We start from the raw sequence: 19,903 nt of genomic DNA, 5'->3' as shown, positions 1-19,903 counted from the left end.
ATCAGCCCACCAGGTTGTCGGCGAGCTCCTCGCTGAGGTTGCACTCCGTGCCCGGGATGCCGAGATCCGAGGCCCGCTTGTCGGCCATCGCCAGCAGCCGGCGGATCCGCCCGGCGACCGCGTCCTTCGTCAGCGGCGGGTCCGCGAGCGCGCCCAGCTCCTCCAAGGAGGCCTGCTTGTGGTCCATGCGCAGCCGGCCGGCTGCCGCGAGGTGCTCGGGCACCTCGTCGCCGAGGATCTCCAGAGCGCGCTGGACGCGGGCCCCGGCGGCGACCGCGGCGCGGGCCGAGCGGCGCAGGTTGGCGTCGTCGAAGTTCGCCAGCCGGTTCGCCGTGGCGCGCACCTCACGGCGCATCCGCCGCTCCTCCCAGGCCAGCACCGACTCGTGCGCGCCGAGCCGGGTGAGCAGGGCGCCGATCGCGTCGCCGTCGCGGACCACGACCCGGTCGACCCCGCGCACCTCGCGGGCCTTCGCCGCGATGGAGAGCCGGCGGGCCGCGCCGACCAGCGCGAGCGCGGCCTCGGGGCCCGGGCAGGTCACCTCCAGCGAGGACGAGCGGCCGGGCTCGGTGAGCGAGCCGTGCGCCAGGAACGCGCCGCGCCAGGCCGCCTCGGCGTCGCAGGTCGCGCCGGAGACCACCTGCGGGGGCAGGCCCCGGATAGGGCGCCCGCGGCCGTCCACGAGCCCCGTCTGCCGGGCGAGCTGGTCACCGCCCGCGACCACCCGCACGACATAGCGCGAACCGCGGCGCAGACCGCCGGGCGCCATCACGATCAGCTCCGAGCCGTGCCCGAAGATCTCCAGGATGTCCCGCTTGAGCCGACGGGCCGCCATCGCCGTGTCCAGCTCCGCCTCGATCACGATGCGCCCGCTCACCAGGTGCAGGCCGCCGGCGAACCGCAGGATGGCGGAGACCTCCGCCTTTCTGCAGCAGGTCCGGGTGACGGGGAGCCGGGAGATCTCATCCTTCACCGCTGCCGTCATCGCCATGGGCCGATCCTTCCATGCATCCGAAAAATACGGTCGTACGCGGCGGCCAACAGCTCCGGGTCGTGCCTCGGGGTTCCGTCGGGCCGGGCCACCGGCGCCAGCTCGACCGCGGCTCCGAACCTCTTGGCGGCGTCGGCCAGCGAGTCGCGGTCGGGCACGGCTGCCTCGTCGGCCAGCACCACGTCCAGGGCGAGTTTAGGGGCGTGTCGTCCCAAAACCTCCAAATGACGCTGCGGGGAGAAGCCGTCGGTTTCACCGGGTTGCGGAGCGAGGTTCAAGGAGAGCACCCGGCGGGCCTTCGTCTCCATGAGCGCGTCGAGCAGATCGGGCACCAGCAGATGCGGCATGACCGAGGAGAACCAGGAGCCCGGCCCCAGCACCACCCAGTCGGCGTCCAGGACCGCTTCGACGGCCTCCGGGACGGCCGGCGGGTCGTGCGGCACCAGGTGCACGGACTGCACCTCGCCCGGCGTCAGCGCCACGGTCGCCTGCCCGCGGACCGTGTCCACGTCGTCGGGCCGCTCGGGATCGTGCCCCTTCACCAGCGCCTGGAGTTCCAGCGGCACGGCGGACATCGGCAGCACGCGCCCCTGTGCGCCCAGCAGCCGGCCGACCAGGTCCAGGGCCTGGACGTGGTCGCCCAGCTGTTCCCACAGGGCGACGATCAGCAGGTTGCCCACCGCGTGGCCGTTGATCTCGCCCTGGGACTGGAAGCGGTGCTGGATGACCCGGGCCCAGGTCTGGCCCCAGTCGTCGTCGCCGCACAGCGCGGCGAGCGCCTTGCGCAGGTCGCCGGGCGGCAGGACGCCCAGTTCCTCGCGCAGACGGCCGCTGGAGCCGCCGTCGTCGGCCACCGTGACCACGCCGGTGAGGTCGCCGGTGATCCGCCGCAGTGCGGTGAGCGAGGCCGACAGGCCCATGCCGCCGCCGAGGGCGACCACCTTGGGCTGGGCGCCGCGGCGGCGCGGTTTGGCGCCGCGGGCCTCGGCAGGCCGGCCCGTGCGCCCCTCCGGGGCGACCCTGCGCAACCGGCCGAGCCGTGGAGAACGTCCCGTCATTCCCGTCCCATGTCCCGGTGTACGACCACCGTCTCCACGCCCTCGGCCGCGAGGCGCGCGGCGAGCTTCTCCGACATGGCCACCGAGCGGTGCTTGCCGCCCGTGCAGCCGACCGCGATGGTCACATAGCGCTTGCCCTCCCGGCGGTAGCCCGCGGCGACCAGCTGGAGGAGCTCCGCGTACCGGTCCAGGAACTCCTTGGCGCCGGGCTGGTTGAGGACGTACGCCGAGACCTCCTCGTTGAGCCCGGTGAAGGGGCGCAGCTCCGGGACCCAGTGCGGGTTGGGCAGGAAGCGCATGTCCACGACCAGATCGGCGTCGACCGGCAGGCCGTACTTGAAGCCGAAGGACATGACGGTGGCCCGCAGCTCGGGCTCCTCCTCGCCAGCGAACTGGGCGTCCATCTTCGCGCGCAGTTCGTGCACGTTGAGGCTGGAGGTGTCGATGACCAGGTCGGCGTCGCCGCGCAGCTCGCGCAGCAGCTCGCGCTCGGCGGCGATGCCGTCGACGATGCGGCCGTCCCCCTGCAGGGGGTGCGGACGCCGCACCCCCTCGAATCGGCGCACCAGGGCGTCGTCGGACGACTCGAGGAACACGATCCGCCGGGTGACGCCCTTGGTCTCGAGGTCGGCGAGCGACTCGCGGAGGTTGTCGAAGAAGCGCCGGCCGCGGACGTCGACGACGACCGCGATCCGCGCCACGTTGCCCTGGGAACGGGCGCCCAGCTCCACCATCGTCGGGATCAGGGCGGGCGGCAGGTTGTCGACGACGAACCAGCCGAGGTCCTCCAGACACTTGGCCGCGGTCGAGCGGCCGGCCCCGGACATGCCGGAGATGATCACCAGCTCGGGGATGGCCGCCTCGGGGATCCCGGGCGGCGAGACGTCGGTAGTCACCTGTGCTCCGTCTTCATGGCGTGCTTCTTGCTGCGGGCTGTCGGGGACCGCGGGGTGCTGGGCAGGATCCTCGCCGGGATCCCTGTGTCCCTGCTGGGACGCGGCTGTCGGCACAGTAGTGGGCGGCTGTTCCCGCCGGTGCGTGGGGTCTGCGTCGTGCTCGGTCATGTCTCCTGCCCCCGTCGTTCTTCCGGGGCGCCCGCGGTGACGGGGTCTCCGGGGGAATCCGGCGTGGTGCCGGGCTCCTCTTCCTCAATGATCTCTCCGGTGGCCGTGTTCACGGCGGGGGCGGGCGGCGCCGCCCGGACGAGGGCCGCGGCGATGGTCTCGGCCGTCTTGCGGCCTATCCCCGGGACCTCGCAGATCTCCTGGACCGTCGCGGCCCGCAGCTTCTTCACCGAGCCGAAGTGCTTGATCAGCGCCTGCTTGCGGGTCTCCCCGAGACCGGGCACCTCGTCGAGCGGGCCGGAGCGGAAGCGCTTGGCGCGCTTGGCGCGCTGGTAGGTGATCGCGAAGCGGTGCGCCTCGTCGCGGACGCGCTGGAGCAGGTAGAGGCCCTCGCTGCTGCGGGGCAGGACGACCGGGTCGTCGTCCCCCGGCAGCCAGACCTCCTCCAGGCGCTTGGCGAGGCCGCAGACGGCGATGTCGTCGATGCCCAGCTCGTCCAGCGCCCGCCTGGCGGCCGCCACCTGCGGCTGTCCGCCGTCGACGACGACGAGCTGGGGCGGGTAGGCGAAGCGCCTGGGACGACCGTCCTCGTCCTTGAGGCTGCTGGGCAGGGGCGCTTCGGCGGCATCCGTGAGGAGCTCCCCCGCGCCGTGGGCAGAGGCGCTTGCGGAGGTGCTTCCGGTGGCGTACGCGGGGATGCCGTCCGCGGCGTCGGCGGAGGGCGTGCCTGCGCCGTCGGCGGGCGGCGTCCCCGTGGCGGTGACGGGGGTGCTCTCGCCGTCGGTCCACTCGCCCGTCCGCTCCTTCTCGCCGAGGTAGCGCCGGAAGCGGCGAGTGATCACCTCGTGCATGGAGCGGACGTCGTCCTGGCCCTCGAAGCCCTTGATCTGGAAGCGGCGGTACTCGCTCTTGCGCTGGAGGCCGTCCTCGAAGACGACCATGGAGGCCACCACGTCGTCGCCCTGGAGGTGGGAGATGTCGTAGCACTCGATCCGCAGCGGGGCGCTGTCCAGGTCGAGGGCCTCGGCGATCTCCTCCAGGGCACGCGAACGCGTGGTCAGGTCGGAGGCGCGCCTGGTCTTGTGCAGTACGAGCGCCTGCTGCGCGTTGCGCTCGACGGTCTCCATCAGGGCCTTCTTGTCGCCCCGCTGCGGGATGCGCAGTGACACGTTCGACCCGCGGCGCCCGGTGAGCCACTCCTGGACGGGTTCCACGGGCTCGGGCAGCGCCGGGACCAGGACCTCCTTGGGGACGGAGTCGCCGCGCTCCTCGCCGTACAGCTGCTGGAGTGCGTGCTCGACGAGGGCGCCGGTCGTGACGTCCTCGACCTTGTCGGTCACCCAGCCGCGCTGACCGCGCACGCGCCCGCCGCGGACGTGGAAGATCTGGACGGCCGCCTCCAGCTCGTCCTCGGCGACGGCGATCAGGTCGGCGTCGGTCGCGTCCGCCAGCACGACCGCGTTCTTCTCCATGGCCTTCTTCAGGGCCTCGATGTCGTCGCGCAGGCGGGCGGCCCGCTCGTACTCCATCTCCTCGGCCGCCTCCGTCATCTGCTTCTCCAGGCGGCGGAGGTAGGTGCCGGTACGGCCGGTCATGAAGTCGCAGAACTCGTCGGCCAGTTCCCGGTGGTCGTCGACGTCGATGCGGTCCACACAGGGCGCGGAGCACTTGCCGATGTAGCCGAGCAGACAGGGCCTGCCCGTGCGCGACGCGTTCTTGAAGACGCCGGCGGAGCAGGTGCGCACGGGGAAGACGCGCAGCAGCAGGTCGACCGTGTCCCGGATCGCCCACGCGTGCGCGTACGGCCCGAAGTACCTGACGCCCTTCTTCTTGTGGCCGCGCATCACCTGCACACGCGGGTACTCCTCGTTCATGGTGACCGCGAGGTACGGGTAGCTCTTGTCGTCGCGGTACTTGACGTTGAACCGGGGGTCGTACTCCTTGATCCAGGAGTACTCCAGCTGCAGCGCCTCGACCTCCGTGGACACCACCGTCCACTCCACCGACGCGGCCGTGGTGACCATCGAGCGGGTGCGCGGGTGCAGGCCCGCCAGATCCTGGAAGTAGCTCGCCAGGCGCTGGCGCAGGCTCTTCGCCTTTCCGACGTAGATCACCCGGCGGTGCTCGTCGCGGAACCGGTACACCCCGGGAGAGTCCGGGATCTGTCCCGGCTTGGGGCGGTAGCTGGAGGGATCGGCCATGTCTCACACCCTACTGGCGCGGGGTGACACTCCGGTGGGGCTGTGGACAACGCTCGGGGCGGGGGACGAGGGCACCCGACTCGGCCATACGCACATGCCACTCGGGCATCAGGTGTTGTCGGGACTTGGTCAACACGCTTCAATGCGGGGGAACTCGGGGCCCTGAACGCCGCCTTACGGATGTGAAGACGCTCCGCGTGGCCGGCAAGGCCCCGGCCCCTCGCACGAACGGTCCGACCAGCCGTCGTGAGCATTCACAGAAAGGCCCCTTGCATGCCGCACGCCACACAGCACGCGGACACCGCCGCCCAGGCCCCCGCCGCGGAACTGGACACGGCCCTGCAGGGCGGCCCCTTCCATGTGGCGCTGCGGGCCGCGATCGCCGCCCGCGGACTGCCGCTGCAGCGCGTCCAGCATCACCTGTCGCGGTACGGGGTCAGGGTGGGCGTGACGAGCCTGAGCTACTGGCAGCAGGGCGCCCGGCGGCCGCAGCGCCCCGAGTCGCTGCGCGCCGTGCGGGCACTGGAGGAGATCCTGCATCTGCCGGACGAGTCCCTCATCCGGCTGCTGGCGGAGTCCGACGACGGACACGGGGCCACTTCGGCGAGGGCGTCCGAGGGCCGCTCCTACCGTTCGCTGCTGGAGGCCTCCGGAGCTCTCGAACAACTGCTCACCGAACTGGAGTGCTCCGTGGACGGGGGTCTGCACACACTCGGCCATCACGAGCGGGTACGCATCGGGGCGCGCCGCGAGCTTTCCGGCCGGGAGTCGCAGCACATCGTGCGCGCCCATCGCGACGGCGTCGACCGCTTCGTCGCCGTCCATCACGGCGACCCCGGATGCGCGCCGGAGCGGATGACCGTGCACGCCCTGGAGAACTGCCGGGCCGGACGCGTCCGCCGCCATCACGACACCGGCGTGCTCGTGGCGGAGTTCCTGTTCGACACCAGGCTGCGGACCGGCGAGACCTTCCTCTTCCGCTACGGCGTCGAGGACGGCACGGCCGGCGTGTGCCGCGAGTACGTGCGCGGCTTCGGGGGGGCCGGCGGCCAGTACGCCCTGCAGGTCCGCTTCACGGAGAACGCGCTTCCCGTGCGCTGCCACCGCTTCACCCAGCACTCGGCCGCGGCCCCGCGCGGCGGCCGCCAGGAGCTGCCGCTCAGCGGCCGGCACCGCTCGGTGCACCTGGTGGAGCCGCGGGTGCGGTCGGGGATGGTCGGCATCGGCTGGGACTGGGACTGAACGGCTGCGCGCCGACTCGGCGGGCCGGGTGAGCGGGTGGAGCGCGCCGACGTCGTGGACACCGTCCGGGGAGGCGCCGGGGACGCCGTGACCGCGGCCAGCCCTGCTGCATGGCTTCTCGGCGCGCGACGCCCTGCCCCCGGCCGCGCCCGGCCGCCCCGCCGCGCCGGGCGCGCCGACGGGCTGGGACGGCTGCCGCGCCGCGCGACCCGTGCGGCGGCGGTCGGTCACCTGCGCCCGGGCCCGCGGAGCCGCCCGTATGCCGCTGCATGCCGCCGTGGCGGGCGTCGAGCCGAGCGCCGGGGGCCTGAACCTCCGCGGCCGCGCCGTCGGACGCTCACGCTCACGCCAGGAGACGCGACGGCGCCCCGCGGGAGTTCCCGCGGGGCGCCGTGCTTGCGCCGTTGCGCGCGGCAGGGCCGGGCCCACGCGCGCGTGACCTCGTCAGGCCTTGCGCGCCCGCGCCGTCTTCTTCGCGGGTGTCGCCTTCGTCGTGGCCGACTTGGCTGCAGCGGACTTCGCCGCGGTGGTGGCCGTGGCGGCCGTCTTCCGCGTCGTCGTCCGGGCCGCGACCGTCTTCTTCGCCGCGGTCTTGCGCGGGGCCTTGACCGGGGCCCCGTCGCTGATCCGGTCGGCGTCGAGGATCTCACGCAGGAACTTCCCGGTGTGGCTGGTCGGCACCGCGGCGACCTCCTCCGGCGTGCCCTCGGCGATGACGAGTCCGCCGCCCGCGCCGCCCTCGGGACCCATGTCGACGACCCAGTCGGCGGTCTTGATCACATCGAGGTTGTGCTCGATGACGATGACCGTGTTGCCCTTCTCGACCAGGCCCGAGAGGACCTTCAGCAGCTTGCTGATGTCCTCGAAGTGCAGGCCCGTGGTCGGCTCGTCCAGGACGTAGACCGTACGGCCGGTGGAGCGCTTCTGCAGCTCGCTGGCGAGCTTCACACGCTGTGCCTCGCCGCCCGACAGGGTGGTCGCGGCCTGGCCGAGCCGGACGTAACCGAGGCCGACGTCCTTCAGGGTGTTGAGGTGGCGGGCGATCGCGGGGACCGCCTCGAAGAACTCCGTCGCCTCCTCGATCGGCATGTTCAGGACGTCGGCGATGGACTTGCCCTTGTAGTGGACCTCCAGGGTCTCCCGGTTGTACCGGGCGCCGTGGCAGACCTCGCACGGGACGTAGACGTCCGGGAGGAAGTTCATCTCGATCTTGATCGTGCCGTCGCCGGCGCAGTTCTCGCAGCGGCCGCCCTTGACGTTGAAGGAGAAGCGGCCGGGCAGATAGCCGCGGACCTTCGCCTCGGTCGTCTCCGCGAAGAGCTTGCGGACGTGGTCGAAGACGCCGGTGTAGGTGGCCGGGTTGGAACGCGGGGTGCGGCCGATGGGCGACTGGTCGACGTGCACGACCTTGTCGACGAGGTCGTCGCCGTCCACACGCGTGTGCCGTCCCGGGACGTTCCTCGCGCCGTTCAGCTCGCGGGCCAGGTGCGTGTACAGGATGTCGTTGACCAGCGTGGACTTGCCGGAGCCTGACACGCCGGTGACCGCGGTGAACAGACCCAGCGGGAAGGACACGTCGATGTCCTGCAGGTTGTTCTCGCGGGCGCCGTGGACGGTGAGCCGGCGCGAGGGGTCCTGCGGACGCCGGACGTCCGGCAGCGGGATCGCCTTCTTGCCGGACAGGTACTGCCCCGTCTGCGACTCGGCGTTGGCCAGCAGCTCCTTCAGGGAGCCGCTGTGCACGACCTTGCCGCCGTGCTCGCCGGCGCCGGGGCCGATGTCGACGATCCAGTCGGCGACCTTGATGGTGTCCTCGTCGTGCTCGACGACGATGAGCGTGTTGCCCATGTCCCGCAGCCGGACCAGGGTCTCGATCAGCCGGTGGTTGTCACGCTGGTGCAGACCGATGGACGGCTCGTCGAGGACGTACAGGACGCCGACGAGGCCGGAGCCGATCTGGGTGGCCAGCCGGATGCGCTGGGCCTCGCCGCCGGAGAGCGTGCCGGCCGCACGGTTGAGCGAGAGGTAGTCCAGGCCGACGTCGACGAGGAACCGCAGCCGCTCGTTGACCTCCTTGAGGACCCGCTCGGCGATCTTCTTGTCACGGGCGTCGAGCTTCAGCTCGCCCAGGAACTCCGCGCAGTCGCTGATGGACATCCCGGAGACCTCGGCGATGGACTTCTCCATGACCGTGACCGCGAGGACGAGCGGCTTCAGCCGGGTGCCCTGGCAGGTGGGGCAGGGCACCTCCCGCATATAGCCCTCGAAGCGCTCCCGGCTGGCGTCGCTCTCGGCCTCGCCGTGCCGGCGCTTGACGAACGGGACGGCCCCTTCGAAGGGCGTGGTGTACACCCGCTCCCGGCCGTAACGGTTGCGGTAGCGGACCTCGATCTGCGTCTTGTGGCCGTACAGCAGGGCCTTCCTGGCCCGCTGGGGCAGGCCCGCGAAGGGGATGTCGGTGCGGAAGCCGAGCGCGTCGGCGAGCGCGCCGATCAGTCGGCCGAAGTAGTCCTTCGTGTGGCCGTGCGACCAGGGGTGGATGGCCCCCTCGTCGAGGGACTTGTCCTCGTCCGGGACGATCAGCTCGGGGTCGACCTCCATGCGCGTGCCGATGCCGGAGCACTCGGGGCAGGCGCCGAAGGGCGAGTTGAAGGAGAAGGAGCGCGGCTCGAGCTCCTCGAAGGACAGGTCGTCGTACGGGCAGTACAGGTGCTCCGAGTACATGCGCTCGCGCTCGGGGTCGTCGTGGGCGAGGTCGACGAAGTCGAGCACGACCATCCCGCCCGAGAGACCGAGGGCGGTCTCCACGGAGTCGGTGAGCCGGCGCTTGGCGGTGTCCTTCACCGTGAGGCGGTCGATGACCACCTCGATGGTGTGCTTCTCCTGCTTCTTCAGCGTGGGCGGGCTGGACAGCTGGACCGTCTCGCCGTCCACGCGCGCGCGGCTGTAGCCCTTGGTCTGGAGATCGGCGAAGAGGTCGACGAACTCTCCCTTGCGCTCGCGCACCAGCGGCGAGAGCACCTGGAAGCGGCTGCCCTCCGGCAGCTCCAGCACCTTGTCGACGATGGCCTGCGGCGACTGGCGGGTGATCGGCCGGGCGCACTCGGGACAGTGCGGCTTGCCGATGCGCGCGAAGAGCAGCCGCAGGTAGTCGTAGACCTCGGTGATCGTGCCCACGGTGGAGCGCGGGTTGCGCGAGGTCGACTTCTGGTCGATCGAGACGGCCGGGGAGAGGCCCTCGATGAAGTCGACGTCCGGCTTGTCCATCTGCCCGAGGAACTGCCGGGCGTACGACGAGAGGGACTCGACGTAGCGCCGCTGGCCCTCGGCGAAGATGGTGTCGAAGGCCAGTGAGGACTTGCCCGACCCCGACAGGCCCGTGAAGACGATGAGCGCGTCGCGTGGCAGGTCGAGCGAGACATTCTTGAGGTTGTGCTCGCGCGCGCCACGGACGATGAGACGGTCGGCCACGCCGGTCCGCACCTTTCTTGAGAGAAGTGACAGGGGCGGGGCCCCCGTCTTCCTCAGACTAGGGGGAGCCACTGACAACGCCGGTCGGGATTCAGCCGGGGTTCACCGGTTCACAACAATCCCCGGCCTTCCAGCATGCCTGACGCCGCCACCGACCTTATAGCACGTGCATTCGATTAGCGGGCTCGGCCGACCACCTTCACCCGAACGAGTGGCGAGGCTAGGGTCAGCAGCATGATTGATCACGCTCATGACCTGGAGTCCGTACACGCCGCGACCGAGCGGCTGCTCAGCGCAGTCGCCGGATGGAGCGACGCATCGGTCGCCGAGCCGTCACGACTGCCCGGCTGGAGCCGTGGGCATGTCCTCGCCCACCTCGCCCGCAACGCGGACGCCCTGGTGAACGTCCTCGAGGGCCGTCCCATGTACGCCGACGCACAGGTGCGCGACGCCGACATCGAACGGGACGCCCCGCGTGCCCTGCGGGTCCAGCTCGCGGACGTCCGGGAGAGCGCGGCCCGCTTCCAGTCGGCCGGGGCCGCGCCCGCGGACTGGTCGCGCACGGTGGAGCTGCGCAACGGCGTCGTCGACTCGGCGGCCCGGGTGCCGTTCCGGCGCTGGGTCGAGGTCGAGCTCCACGCCGTGGACCTCGGCGTGGGCTACGAGCTGGAGGACCTGCCGGCGGAGTTCACCGAGCGGGAGACCGCGTTCCTCGCCGAGCGGTTCACCGGACATCCCGACGTGCCGCCGACGCGACTCACGGACGGCACGCGCGCGTGGCACACGGGCCGTAAGGCCGACGTCCCCGAGGTGACCGTCACCGGCACCCCGGCGGACCTCCTCGGCTGGCTCGCCGGACGCCGTGACGGAGCCGGGCTGACGACCGACGGCGGGCCGCTCCCGGCCCTTCCCCCGCTATAGGCTGCGGCCATGACGTACAGCGGACAGGTGACGGTCGGCGGCCCGGCGGACGTGCACGAGCTCAAGGACCTGATGATCACCAAGATCGCGGTCGGCCCGATGAACAACAACGCCTACCTGCTGCGCTGCCGGGCCACCGACGAGCAACTGCTGATCGACGCGGCGAACGACGCGCAGGCACTGCTCGGCACCATCGGTGACGACGGCATCGCGTCCGTCGTCACCACCCATCAGCACGGCGACCACTGGCAGGCGCTCGCCGAGGTCGTGGCGGCCACGCGGGCGCGCACCTTCGCCGGCCGCGAGGACGCCGACGGCATCCCGGTGCCGACCGACGTCCCGGTCGTCGACGGGGACGTCATCCGGGTGGGGAACGTGGAGCTGACGGCACGCCACCTGGTCGGGCACACGCCGGGCTCGATCGCCCTGGTCTACGACGACCCGCACGGCCACCCCCACGTCTTCACCGGCGACTGCCTGTTCCCGGGGGGTCCTGGTCGGACAACACGTCCGGAGGAGTTCAACTCCCTGATGGGCGGCCTGGAGACCAAGCTCTTCGACGTCCTGCCCGACGAGACGTGGATCTACCCCGGCCACGGCAACGACACCACGATCGGCACGGAGCGGCCCCACCTCGCGGAGTGGCGCGCACGAGGCTGGTAACCGTCCAACGACGACCGTCCCCGTTTCGAAACCGAAGCGGGGACGGACGCGCGTTCAGGCCCGCCGGCGCTCGGGCAGCGTGGTTGCAGGATGACCGCCGTCCGTGACCAGTCCGATGGCCACCCGGCGCGGTCCCACTCTTCGGGTTGCGCTGCCTTGTCTCGGCAAGAAGCTCCGGGTCGGCCGGCGGGCGCACAACGCCTGGCGCCGTACGCCCGAAGCAGGTAACCGCCGCGTCTTCCTGGCCGGCGTGACAGATGGCCCCCCGCATGGTCACCAAAACCGGGCGGGGGGGCCATCCGCTTGTCCGGATCACAGATCCTCGGTGTCCCGCACGTCAATCTCGAACTCCAGATCGGGAATCACATCGAGCTGCTTCTTCACCGCTTCACGGGCATCACCGGTCAGCGATACCGATACCCCGGCGGGGACGTCGGGAGCGTCCGAACGGTTGACGGATGCCACGATCGCATCCGGATCCACGTTCTCCAGCGCGTGGAGAACCTCGTCGACACGGTCGTTCCGCACAGTCGTAGAGACGTAGGTACGGACAGTCATGGTTGTCTCCCTGGTGGTAGCCCCACTCCTCCGGCCCGCCGCCCGCCGTCCTCATCCGGCGGGTACACGACCACGGGCATCACGGAAGCCATACGCCAGCGTCACCCAGGCGGCTGCAGGCCGCATCCTCGTACCCCTGCCCGGCTGGTGAATGGTTCCGCTCGGGGTGGGGTGCGCGGCTACGGTCGGGCATGGCGAAGAGCAGGCGGCGGAAGCCGGTGAAGGACCGTAAAAATTCCGAGGCTCGGAAGTCGGGTAATCCACGGGTTCTCTTTACGCGGTCTCCGGAGAAGTTTTTGCGACCGTCGCTTGAGTTGCTGTCCGAGGTGGCGATCGCGGCACCGTTGGCTATCAACTCTGCGGATGGTTCGGGTGATCGGCTGGTCGAGTTCGACATTCACGTACTGAACCGCGGGGCGAACAGCATGACGGCTGTTCGAGTGCTTCTGGAGCAGGGGTATTGGGAATACGCGGTCGGTGTTGTTCGTCAGCTATTCGCAACGCGGCTTCCAGCCGGTCGCGGGCCTCGGTCTGGGCAGCGATCCGTTGGTTGAGGACCGCCAGCCGTTCCAGCGCGACCCGCAGGCCCTGGTCCGAGGGTGGTGCGGCAGCCACATCGCCGTCCAGACAGGGCAGGAACACCCGCACGTCGTCCAGGGTGAGCCCGGCGGCCAGCAGGTGGCGGATGTTGCGGACTCGCACCACGGCCTGCTCGTCGTAGAGGCGGTAGCCGTTGGAGGCCCGTTCGGAAGAGATCAGCCCGGCCTGCTCGTAGTGCCGCAGCGCACGAGCGGTCGTCCCAGTTGCCGTGGCCAGCTCACCGATCCGCACCTATCCCACCTCCCAGACCACTCCTATCACGCCACGACCGCTCCCCCGTCGACCGGAAGCACCACTCCGGTGACGAACGACGCAGCCGGTGCAGCAAGCTGGGTGATCGCCCAGGCCACCTCCTCGGGGCGACCGATCCGGGCCAGCGGGGTGTGCGCCAGCTGCCACTCCCGCACTGCGACCATCCGCTCCGGCGCCAGGCCCTGGTGCTCACCGATGGGGGTGTCGATCGCGCCGGGGGCGACCGCCACCACCCGGACCCCGCGGGATGCCAGCTCGACCGCCCAACTGCGGGTCAGCAGCTCCAGAGCGGTCTTGGTCGCCGCATAGACCGAGCTACCCGGCCAGGCCCGCTGCCCCACCGACGTACTGACATTGACGATCACCCCGCCCGACGCCTCCAGGAGCGGCAACGCGGCCTGAGCCAGCAGGATGGGGGCGATGAGGTTGGTGGCAAGCTGAGTCTCGATCATCTCCGGCGTCAGCATGCCGAGGGCGCCAGTGCGCACAATGCCGGCGTTGTTGACCAGCACGTCCAGCCGACCATGCCGCTCCAGCACGGCCTGAAGAATCCGGGCGGGCTCGCCCTCGGCGGTGATATCGGCGGTCAGCGCTGTGATCCGGTCGTTCTCGGCAGCGGTCTCCAGGAGCGGCTCGGCTCGCCGCCCGATCGCGACCACGTGGGCGCCCTCGACGGCGAAGGTGCGAGCGGTCGCCCGGCCAATCCCGGTGCCGGCTCCCGTGACGACAACGACCCTACTGGTCTGCGGTGTGGTGTTGTTGCTCATGCCGGTCATCGTTCAACCCTGCCGCCAGCGACAAGGTCAAATCAGCGCCTGGCGAGCGGCAGCCACCGCGGTGATCGCCGCCAACGCATTCTTCCAGCCTCGGCGGCGAGACCCGCCTCACGGTGACAGAAAGACTGCTGAATGAGCGCCTGTGACAAGTCGGATGCCTCGTTGGTGACAACCAGACTGCTCCGACCGTCCCCATTCGCCGGCTCAACCGGTCCCGCTGGTGACAACTCCCGAGCTTCGGCTCATTTCGGCGCCCTCCAGACGATGCGGGCTCAGCATCGAGGTATGGAGTTCAGCCGGGAAAAGGGCAGGCCGATAGACGACCAGCACTTTGCACAGCTGGAGCGGCACTTGCAGGACGACTTCGCGGACTTCCGCGCGAACTCGAACAGCGGCACGGTTAAGTAGTTCCGTCCTGTCCGGCCGTGCCCGCAGGTCCGCCCCGTCCCGTTCGGCCGCGCCCGGAGCCCCGGGACCGACCTGTCCCGGGGCTCCGATCCCGCTCCACCTGCCCGCAGCCGACCCGGCCGGGGCGGCCGGGGCGGCCGGCGTCAGGCGACGCTCAGGACGATCTTCCCGGTGGTGCGGCCCTGCTCGCCGATCTCGTGCGCCTTCGCGGCCTCGGCCAGCGGGACGACGGTCTCGACCACGGGCCTGAGCGCGCCCCGCTCGGCCAGGGCGGCGATCTCGCGCAGACCCAGGTGGTCGGGCTCGACCAGCATCCACACCGCCCGCACGTGGCCGGGGACGTCGGCGGGGACGTCGTCGGGGCCGGGCAGGGTGATCAGCCGGCCGCCCGGGCGCAGCACCGTCAGGGACCGCTCGGCGTTCTGGCCCCCGAGCCCGTCCAGCACCACGTCCACGTCCCCGACGGCGTCCTCGAAGCGGACCGTGCGGTAGTCGATCACCTCGTCCGCGCCCAGCTGCCGCAGCAGGTCGTGCTTGCCGGCGCTGGCCGTGCCGATGACGTACGCGCCGCGGGCCTTGGCGATCTGCACGGCCAGGTGGCCGACCCCGCCGGCCGCCGCGTGCACCAGCACCCGCTCACCGGCGCGCACCCCGGCGGTGTCCACCAGGGCCTGCCAGGCGGTCAGCGCGGCCAGCGGCAGCGCCGCCGCCTGCACGTGGGTGAGGTTCGCCGGCTTGGGCGCGAGGTGGCGGGCCGGGGCGACGACGTACTCGGCGTAGGCGCCGGCCTGCCGCGGGAACAGCGGCATGCCGTACACCTCGTCCCCGGGGCGGAACATCCCCACGCCCGGCCCGACGGCCTCCACGGTGCCGGAGACGTCCCAGCCGACCGCCGGGACCTCGCCCCACTCGATCAGGGCCCCGCTGGCCCGGGTCTTGAAGTCCACCGGGTTCACACCGGCCGCGTGGACCCGCACCAGGACCTCGTTCAGTCCCGGCTCGGGCCGGGCGACCTCACGCTCCACGAGCACTTCCGGTCCGCCCCACTGCTCCACGACCACCGCACGCATGCTGTCCGCCTCACTCTTTTCCGTCTTGATCGGATACCGGGCCGCCCGGGCCCTTCCCGGCGCGACGCAGTCCACGATCCGGCACCCGCCCCCACCATGGTGTTGGCCGTCTGGCCACTATGTGACAGGATCTGGCCATGAGCGAGATGCAGTGGCCGTGCACCGACCCCCGGCCCGACCCGAGCGCCGACGCGGCCGGGCGGCACCGCATCGCCGTCCTCGCCCTGCCCGGCGTCCCGCCCTTCGAACTCGGCATCCCCTCCCGCGTCTTCGGCAGCGTCCTGGACGCCGGCTCACGCCCGCTGTACGAGGTCACCGTCTGCACCGCCGACGGCGCCCCGGTCCTCAGCGACGCCGGGTTCACCGTGCAGCCCGCGGCCGGTCCCGAGGCCCTGGCCGCCGCGGACACCGTGATCGTCCCGCCCACGCACGCCATGCCCGAGCTGGGCCGCGGCGGCCCGCTGCCGCCCGAGGTCACCGCGGCCATCGCAGGCATCCGGCCCGGCACCCGCCTGGTGTCCATCTGCACCGGCTCCTACGTCCTGGCCGCCGCGGGCCTCCTCGACGGCCGGCCCGCCACCACCCACTGGAACCTCGCCCCCGAGTTCCGCCGCGCCTACCCCCGCGTCAAGGTCGACGAGGAGGTCCTCTTCGTCGACGACGGCGACGTCCTGACCTCCGCCGGCGTCGCCGCCGGCGTCGACCTGTGCCTGCACATGATCCGCCGCGACCACGGCGCCGCCGCCGCCAACCGCGCCGCCCGCATGTGCGTCGTCCCGCCTTGGCGGGACGGCGGCCAGGCCCAGTACATCGACCGCCCGGTGCCCGAACCCACCGCCGCCACCACCACCGCCACCCGCGCCTGGGCCCTGGAACACCTCGGCGAACCCCTCTCCCTGAACCGCCTGGCCGAGCACGCCCGGATGAGCCTGCGCTCCTTCACCCGCCGCTTCCGCGACGAGGTCGGCATGACCCCCGTGCAGTGGCTCACCGCGCAACGCCTGGAACTGGCCAAGCAGTTGCTGGAGACCACCGACCTGTCCATCGACCTGGTCGCCCACCGCTGCGGCTTCGGCTCCGCCAACTCCCTGCGCGCCCACATGCGCACCGCCTTCGGTGTCTCACCCGCCTCCTACCGCCGCACCTTCCATACCGACGACCTGGTGGAAGCGGGCGTCTGAGGACACATCAGCGCCGCACATACCCGCTCCGCGGGCCGGCCGGGATCCGCCTGATCATCCGCTGCCGGTGCCCCCTCCAGCGGAGGCCAGCAGCATCATCGCCCGCCGGTAGCGCACCGAACTCGTGTGGCCCGGCGCACGATCTGCTGCAGCTTCTGCCCCTCGTGGTCGGTCAGTCTGCGTACACGGACGGGCTCGGCCACCGCGCCTCCAGCGGTCGGATCGGATGTCACCGCACATGCAACCGCCACGACCGCCGACCCGGCGAACCCACGGCGGGTCACGCGGCGGGACCCTCGTCGGGGAGGTCGTCCCGGAGCGCGGCGAGCTGGTCGACGTCGAGGACGGCCACGTCCTCCAGCTCGGTCCAGTCATCGGCGGCCGCGACGTCCAGCAGACGCCGAGACGAAGATCTTCGACGTGCTTCCGGACGAGACCTGGGGCTATCCGGGACACGGCGACGACACGGCGCTCGGCGCCGAGCGGGCGCATCTGCCGGAGTGGCACGCGCCCGGGTGGTGACCCCACCCGCACGGGGCGCGCACCTGATGAACGCGCGCCCCGTGTGAATCGCGTGCACGCGCCGACGCTCCACGCGCGCTCCCCCTGTACGTGGTTGCGCGGTCAACTGGTTGCAGCCCCGCGCGGGATGACGGCTCCGGCGCGGATGGGCCGCCGGTCCACGTTCCCCGCCCTCGACCGGCGGCCCGGGCGAACCCCCGCACCGCGTCACGGGGGGGCCGCCCGCGCGCGCCTCGCGCACCGCCGTTCACCCGGGTTCACAAGAACGCAACACCTGTTCCCACCATGCGGACAAAATCCGGCGTGACCTCGACAAACCAGGGTTTTCGCTGCCACTCTCCGGCCATGCACCTCGCCCCTCGTGTCCTGCGCCGCGCCGTCGCCGGCGCCACCGTGGCCCTCCTCGCCACCGCCGTCGGTTGCGCCCCGCAGCCCGAGGAGAAGGCGGCCCCCACCGCCTCCGGTTCGCGCGCGAACACCTGCGCCAAGGGCGGACTGGCCACCGAAACCCCCGGCAAGCTCACGATCGCGACCGACGAGCCCGCCTACGAACCGTGGTTCAAGGACGACAAGCCGACGAACGGCGAGGGCTTCGAGTCGGCGGTGGCCTACGCGGTGGCGGGACAGCTCGGTTACGGCAAGAACGCCGTGGTCTGGCAGAGCGTGCCGTTCAACAAGGCTTTCGCACCGGGTGAGAAGACGTTCGACTTCGACATCAACCAGGTGTCGATCAGCGACGAGCGCAAGAAGGCCGTGGACTTCTCGTCCGGCTACTACGACGTGCGCCAGGCGGTCGTCGCGCTGAAGGGCTCGAAGGCCGCCGGGGTGACGGGCGTCGCCGGTCTCCGGGGCCTCAAGCTGGGCGCACAGGTCGGCACGACGAGCCTCGACACAATCGACGACGTGGTGAAGCCGACGCGGCAGGCGGCCGTGTACGCGAAGAACGACCAGGCCAAGTCCGCACTCAAGAACGGCCAGGTCGACGCCATCGTCGTCGACCTGCCGACCGCCTTCTACATCACCGCCGCCGAGGTGACCGACGCCGAGATCGTCGGCCAGTTCGAGAACCGGGGCGGCGCGCCGGAGCAGTTCGGGCTGGTCCTCGACAAGGGCAGCGCGCTCACCGGGTGCGTGTCCGGCGCCGTGGACGCCCTCCGCAAGGACGGCACGCTGGCGCGGATCGAGCAGCGGTGGCTCTCCGACGCCGTCGACGCCCCGGTGCTCAAGTGACGCTCACCAAGGACGAGTCCGGCCGGGAGGGGGCGGACGACCCGGGCGACATGACCGGCAGCGGCGCGACCGGGGACGCCTACGTCCCGTCGCGGCGCCGGCTGGAGCGCGAGCGCTACCGGCGCACACGGGCCCGGCGTGCCACGGCGATCGCCGCGCTCTCCACCCTCGTCACGGCCGTGGTCCTCTACCTGGTCGTGATCGGTGCGCCCGGCTGGCCGCGCACCAGGGAGACCTTCTTCAACGGGCAGTACGCGCGCGAGGCGTTCCCCAAAGTCCTCGAAGGGCTGTGGCTGAACGTCCGGCTGCTGCTGGTCTGCGGGGCCGCCGTACTGGTGCTCGGCATGCTCATCGCCATCGCCCGCACCCTGCGCGGCCCCGTGTTCTTCCCGCTGCGGGCGCTGGCGGCGGCGTACACGGACTTCTTCCGCGGTCTGCCGCTGATCATCAACCTGATGATCGTGGTGCTGGGCGTCCCGGCCCTGCGGCTGCAGGGCGTCACCGTGGACCCCGTGCTGCTGGGCGGCACGGCCCTGACGCTGACGTACTCGGCCTACGTCGCCGAGGTGTTCCGGGCCGGCATCGAGTCCGTGCACCCCTCGCAGCGGGCGGCGGCCCGCTCACTGGGGCTGAGCAACCGGCAGGCGCTGCGCCACGTGGTGCTCCCCCAGGCCGTGCGCCGTCAGGTGCCGCCGCTGCTGAACGACCTGGTGTCGCTGCAGAAGGACACCGGCCTCGTGTCGATCGGCGGTGCGATCGACGCCGTCCGGGCGGCGGACATCATCGTGGGCCGCAGCCTGAACTACACCCCGTACATCGTCGCCGGGCTGGTCTTCGTGGCCCTGACCATTCCGATGACCCGCTTCACGGACTGGGTGACGGCCCGGATGGACCGTCAGCGGGCCCAGGGAGGAACGACATGAGCGACGCGCCCGCCGCGCCCGCCGACGCGCCCGTGCTGCGGATGGAGTCCGTCCGCAAGACCTTCGGCGCGACCGTCGTGCTGCGGGACGTCGACCTGGAGGTCGCACCGCACACGGTGACCGCGCTGATCGGCGCCTCCGGCTCCGGCAAGTCCACACTGCTGCGCTGCGCCAACCTGCTGGAGGACGTCGACGACGGCGCGATCTGGCTGGACGGCGAGGAGATCACCGATCCGCGCGTCGACCAGGACGCGGTACGGCGCCGTATCGGCGTGGTCTTCCAGGCGTACAACCTCTTCCCGCACATGACGGTCCTGGAGAACATCACGCTCGCCCCGCGCCGCGTGCACGGCGTCGCCCGCAGGGCGGCCGAGGAGCACGCCGGGGAGCTTCTGGAGCGGCTCGGGCTGGCGGGCAGGGCGGGCGAGTACCCCGACCGGCTCAGCGGCGGCCAGCAGCAGCGGGTCGCGATCGTGCGCGCCCTGGCGGTACGCCCGCGGCTGCTGCTGCTCGACGAGATCACCGCGGCCCTCGATCCCGAACTGGTGGGCGAGGTCCTCAACGTGGTCCGCGACCTGAAGGACGACGGCATGACCATGGTGCTGGCCACGCACGAGATGGGCTTCGCCCGCGAGGTCGCCGACCAGGTCTGCTTCCTCGAGGGCGGCGTCGTCCTGGAGCGCGGAACGCCCGAGGAGGTCTTCGGCGCCCCGCGGCAGGAACGCACACGGCGCTTCCTGCGACGCATCGTGGAGGCGGGCCGGCTCTGAGG

General features: G+C 71.5%; 15 protein-coding genes and 3 pseudogenes. 8 read left to right on the top strand and 10 right to left on the bottom strand.

What is annotated here, in order from left to right; all coding sequences use genetic code 11:
* Position 1: 1 nt before the first annotated feature.
* From whiA to uvrC, 4 genes are read right to left on the bottom strand one after another with little or no spacing between them, the layout of a single operon-like run.
* Positions 2-991, bottom strand: coding sequence for a DNA-binding protein WhiA (gene whiA, locus OHS82_RS32035; protein WP_057580302.1), 990 nt, complete (start codon positions 989-991; stop codon positions 2-4).
* Positions 982-2,049, bottom strand: a complete 1,068-nt coding sequence (locus OHS82_RS32030; RefSeq protein ID WP_057580301.1) for a gluconeogenesis factor YvcK family protein — start codon at positions 2,047-2,049, stop codon at positions 982-984. Before OHS82_RS32030 ends, whiA begins: the two co-directional genes overlap by 10 nt.
* Entirely contained in the window at positions 2,046-3,113 is a 1,068-nt protein-coding gene (gene rapZ / locus OHS82_RS32025) for an RNase adapter RapZ (protein ID WP_079041345.1), read from the bottom strand. Before rapZ ends, OHS82_RS32030 begins: the two co-directional genes overlap by 4 nt.
* Positions 3,110-5,314, bottom strand: coding sequence for an excinuclease ABC subunit UvrC (gene uvrC / locus OHS82_RS32020; RefSeq protein WP_328435049.1), 2,205 nt, complete (start codon positions 5,312-5,314; stop codon positions 3,110-3,112). The genes rapZ and uvrC overlap by 4 nt, the downstream gene beginning before the upstream one ends.
* A 273-nt stretch (positions 5,315-5,587) precedes the next feature.
* Between uvrC and OHS82_RS32015 the strand changes: the two genes are divergently transcribed.
* Positions 5,588-6,556, top strand: coding sequence for a hypothetical protein (locus tag OHS82_RS32015; protein WP_057580299.1), 969 nt, complete (start codon positions 5,588-5,590; stop codon positions 6,554-6,556).
* Between the two features lie 444 nt (positions 6,557-7,000).
* Here the strand turns inward: OHS82_RS32015 and uvrA are convergent, their stop codons facing one another.
* Positions 7,001-10,027 carry an excinuclease ABC subunit UvrA gene (uvrA, locus tag OHS82_RS32010; protein ID WP_328435048.1) on the bottom strand — a complete coding sequence of 1,009 codons (3,027 nt, stop codon included), beginning with the start codon at positions 10,025-10,027 and terminating at the stop codon, positions 7,001-7,003.
* 234 nt (positions 10,028-10,261) lie between these two features.
* Between uvrA and OHS82_RS32005 the strand changes: the two genes are divergently transcribed.
* Positions 10,262-10,948 carry a maleylpyruvate isomerase family mycothiol-dependent enzyme gene (locus tag OHS82_RS32005; RefSeq protein WP_328435047.1) on the top strand — a complete coding sequence of 229 codons (687 nt, stop codon included), beginning with the start codon at positions 10,262-10,264 and terminating at the stop codon, positions 10,946-10,948.
* A gap of 9 nt (positions 10,949-10,957) precedes the next feature.
* Entirely contained in the window at positions 10,958-11,611 is a 654-nt protein-coding gene (locus tag OHS82_RS32000) for an MBL fold metallo-hydrolase (RefSeq protein WP_057580296.1), read from the top strand.
* Positions 11,612-11,923: 312 nt separating this feature from the next.
* Here OHS82_RS32000 and OHS82_RS31995 read toward each other — a convergent pair whose 3' ends face one another.
* The 4 genes and pseudogenes from OHS82_RS31995 to OHS82_RS31980 form a co-directional block, all read right to left on the bottom strand.
* On the bottom strand, positions 11,924-12,169 hold the full coding sequence (locus OHS82_RS31995) for a hypothetical protein (RefSeq protein WP_157876376.1): 246 nt from the start codon (positions 12,167-12,169) through the stop codon (positions 11,924-11,926).
* Between the two features lie 495 nt (positions 12,170-12,664).
* Positions 12,665-13,000: pseudogene (locus OHS82_RS31990) on the bottom strand (MerR family transcriptional regulator); the annotation flags it as partial.
* Between the two features lie 26 nt (positions 13,001-13,026).
* Positions 13,027-13,797 carry an SDR family NAD(P)-dependent oxidoreductase gene (locus OHS82_RS31985; RefSeq protein WP_328435046.1) on the bottom strand — a complete coding sequence of 257 codons (771 nt, stop codon included), beginning with the start codon at positions 13,795-13,797 and terminating at the stop codon, positions 13,027-13,029.
* A 551-nt stretch (positions 13,798-14,348) separates the two neighbouring features.
* Positions 14,349-15,275: an NADP-dependent oxidoreductase gene (locus tag OHS82_RS31980; protein ID WP_057580326.1), complete on the bottom strand. Its 927-nt coding sequence runs from the start codon at positions 15,273-15,275 to the stop codon at positions 14,349-14,351.
* A 137-nt stretch (positions 15,276-15,412) separates the two neighbouring features.
* Between OHS82_RS31980 and OHS82_RS31975 the strand changes: the two genes are divergently transcribed.
* The gene (locus OHS82_RS31975; protein WP_443041032.1) at positions 15,413-16,456 is read left to right on the top strand and encodes a GlxA family transcriptional regulator; all 1,044 of its coding nucleotides are present in this window, start codon (positions 15,413-15,415) and stop codon (positions 16,454-16,456) included.
* Positions 16,457-16,528: 72 nt separating this feature from the next.
* Here the strand turns inward: OHS82_RS31975 and OHS82_RS31970 are convergent.
* Positions 16,529-16,659 (bottom strand): annotated as a pseudogene (locus OHS82_RS31970) (IS630 family transposase); the annotation flags it as partial.
* A 193-nt stretch (positions 16,660-16,852) separates the two neighbouring features.
* Here OHS82_RS31970 and OHS82_RS31965 point away from each other — a divergent pair.
* The 4 genes and pseudogenes from OHS82_RS31965 to OHS82_RS31950 form a co-directional block, all read left to right on the top strand.
* A pseudogene (locus tag OHS82_RS31965) lies at positions 16,853-16,978 on the top strand (hydrolase); the annotation flags it as partial.
* A 345-nt stretch (positions 16,979-17,323) separates the two neighbouring features.
* Entirely contained in the window at positions 17,324-18,208 is an 885-nt protein-coding gene (locus OHS82_RS31960) for an ABC transporter substrate-binding protein (RefSeq protein WP_057580293.1), read from the top strand.
* Entirely contained in the window at positions 18,205-19,131 is a 927-nt protein-coding gene (locus OHS82_RS31955; protein WP_057580292.1) for an amino acid ABC transporter permease, read from the top strand. Before OHS82_RS31960 ends, OHS82_RS31955 begins: the two co-directional genes overlap by 4 nt.
* On the top strand, positions 19,128-19,901 hold the full coding sequence (locus OHS82_RS31950) for an amino acid ABC transporter ATP-binding protein (RefSeq protein WP_199863819.1): 774 nt from the start codon (positions 19,128-19,130) through the stop codon (positions 19,899-19,901). The genes OHS82_RS31955 and OHS82_RS31950 overlap by 4 nt, the downstream gene beginning before the upstream one ends.
* Positions 19,902-19,903 lie beyond the last annotated feature (2 nt).

Source organism: Streptomyces sp. NBC_00425, assembly GCF_036030735.1.
Lineage (GTDB): Bacteria > Actinomycetota > Actinomycetes > Streptomycetales > Streptomycetaceae > Streptomyces.
Note: the sequence above shows the minus strand (reverse complement) of the source record. Positions and strands in the feature narration are given on the sequence as shown.

Coding starts and splice junctions, on each gene's coding strand:
- OHS82_RS31975 (WP_443041032.1), top strand. CDS start 15,413: ATGAGCGAGATGCAGTGGCCGTGCACCGACCCCCGGCCCGACCCGAGC.
- rapZ (WP_079041345.1), bottom strand. CDS start 3,113: ATGACCGAGCACGACGCAGACCCCACGCACCGGCGGGAACAGCCGCCC.
- OHS82_RS31995 (WP_157876376.1), bottom strand. CDS start 12,169: ATGACTGTCCGTACCTACGTCTCTACGACTGTGCGGAACGACCGTGTC.
- OHS82_RS32030 (WP_057580301.1), bottom strand. CDS start 2,049: ATGACGGGACGTTCTCCACGGCTCGGCCGGTTGCGCAGGGTCGCCCCG.
- OHS82_RS32015 (WP_057580299.1), top strand. CDS start 5,588: ATGCCGCACGCCACACAGCACGCGGACACCGCCGCCCAGGCCCCCGCC.
- uvrC (WP_328435049.1), bottom strand. CDS start 5,314: ATGGCCGATCCCTCCAGCTACCGCCCCAAGCCGGGACAGATCCCGGAC.
- whiA (WP_057580302.1), bottom strand. CDS start 991: ATGGCGATGACGGCAGCGGTGAAGGATGAGATCTCCCGGCTCCCCGTC.
- OHS82_RS32000 (WP_057580296.1), top strand. CDS start 10,958: ATGACGTACAGCGGACAGGTGACGGTCGGCGGCCCGGCGGACGTGCAC.
- OHS82_RS31960 (WP_057580293.1), top strand. CDS start 17,324: ATGCACCTCGCCCCTCGTGTCCTGCGCCGCGCCGTCGCCGGCGCCACC.
- OHS82_RS31985 (WP_328435046.1), bottom strand. CDS start 13,797: ATGACCGGCATGAGCAACAACACCACACCGCAGACCAGTAGGGTCGTT.
- OHS82_RS32005 (WP_328435047.1), top strand. CDS start 10,262: ATGATTGATCACGCTCATGACCTGGAGTCCGTACACGCCGCGACCGAG.
- OHS82_RS31980 (WP_057580326.1), bottom strand. CDS start 15,275: ATGCGTGCGGTGGTCGTGGAGCAGTGGGGCGGACCGGAAGTGCTCGTG.
- OHS82_RS31950 (WP_199863819.1), top strand. CDS start 19,128: ATGAGCGACGCGCCCGCCGCGCCCGCCGACGCGCCCGTGCTGCGGATG.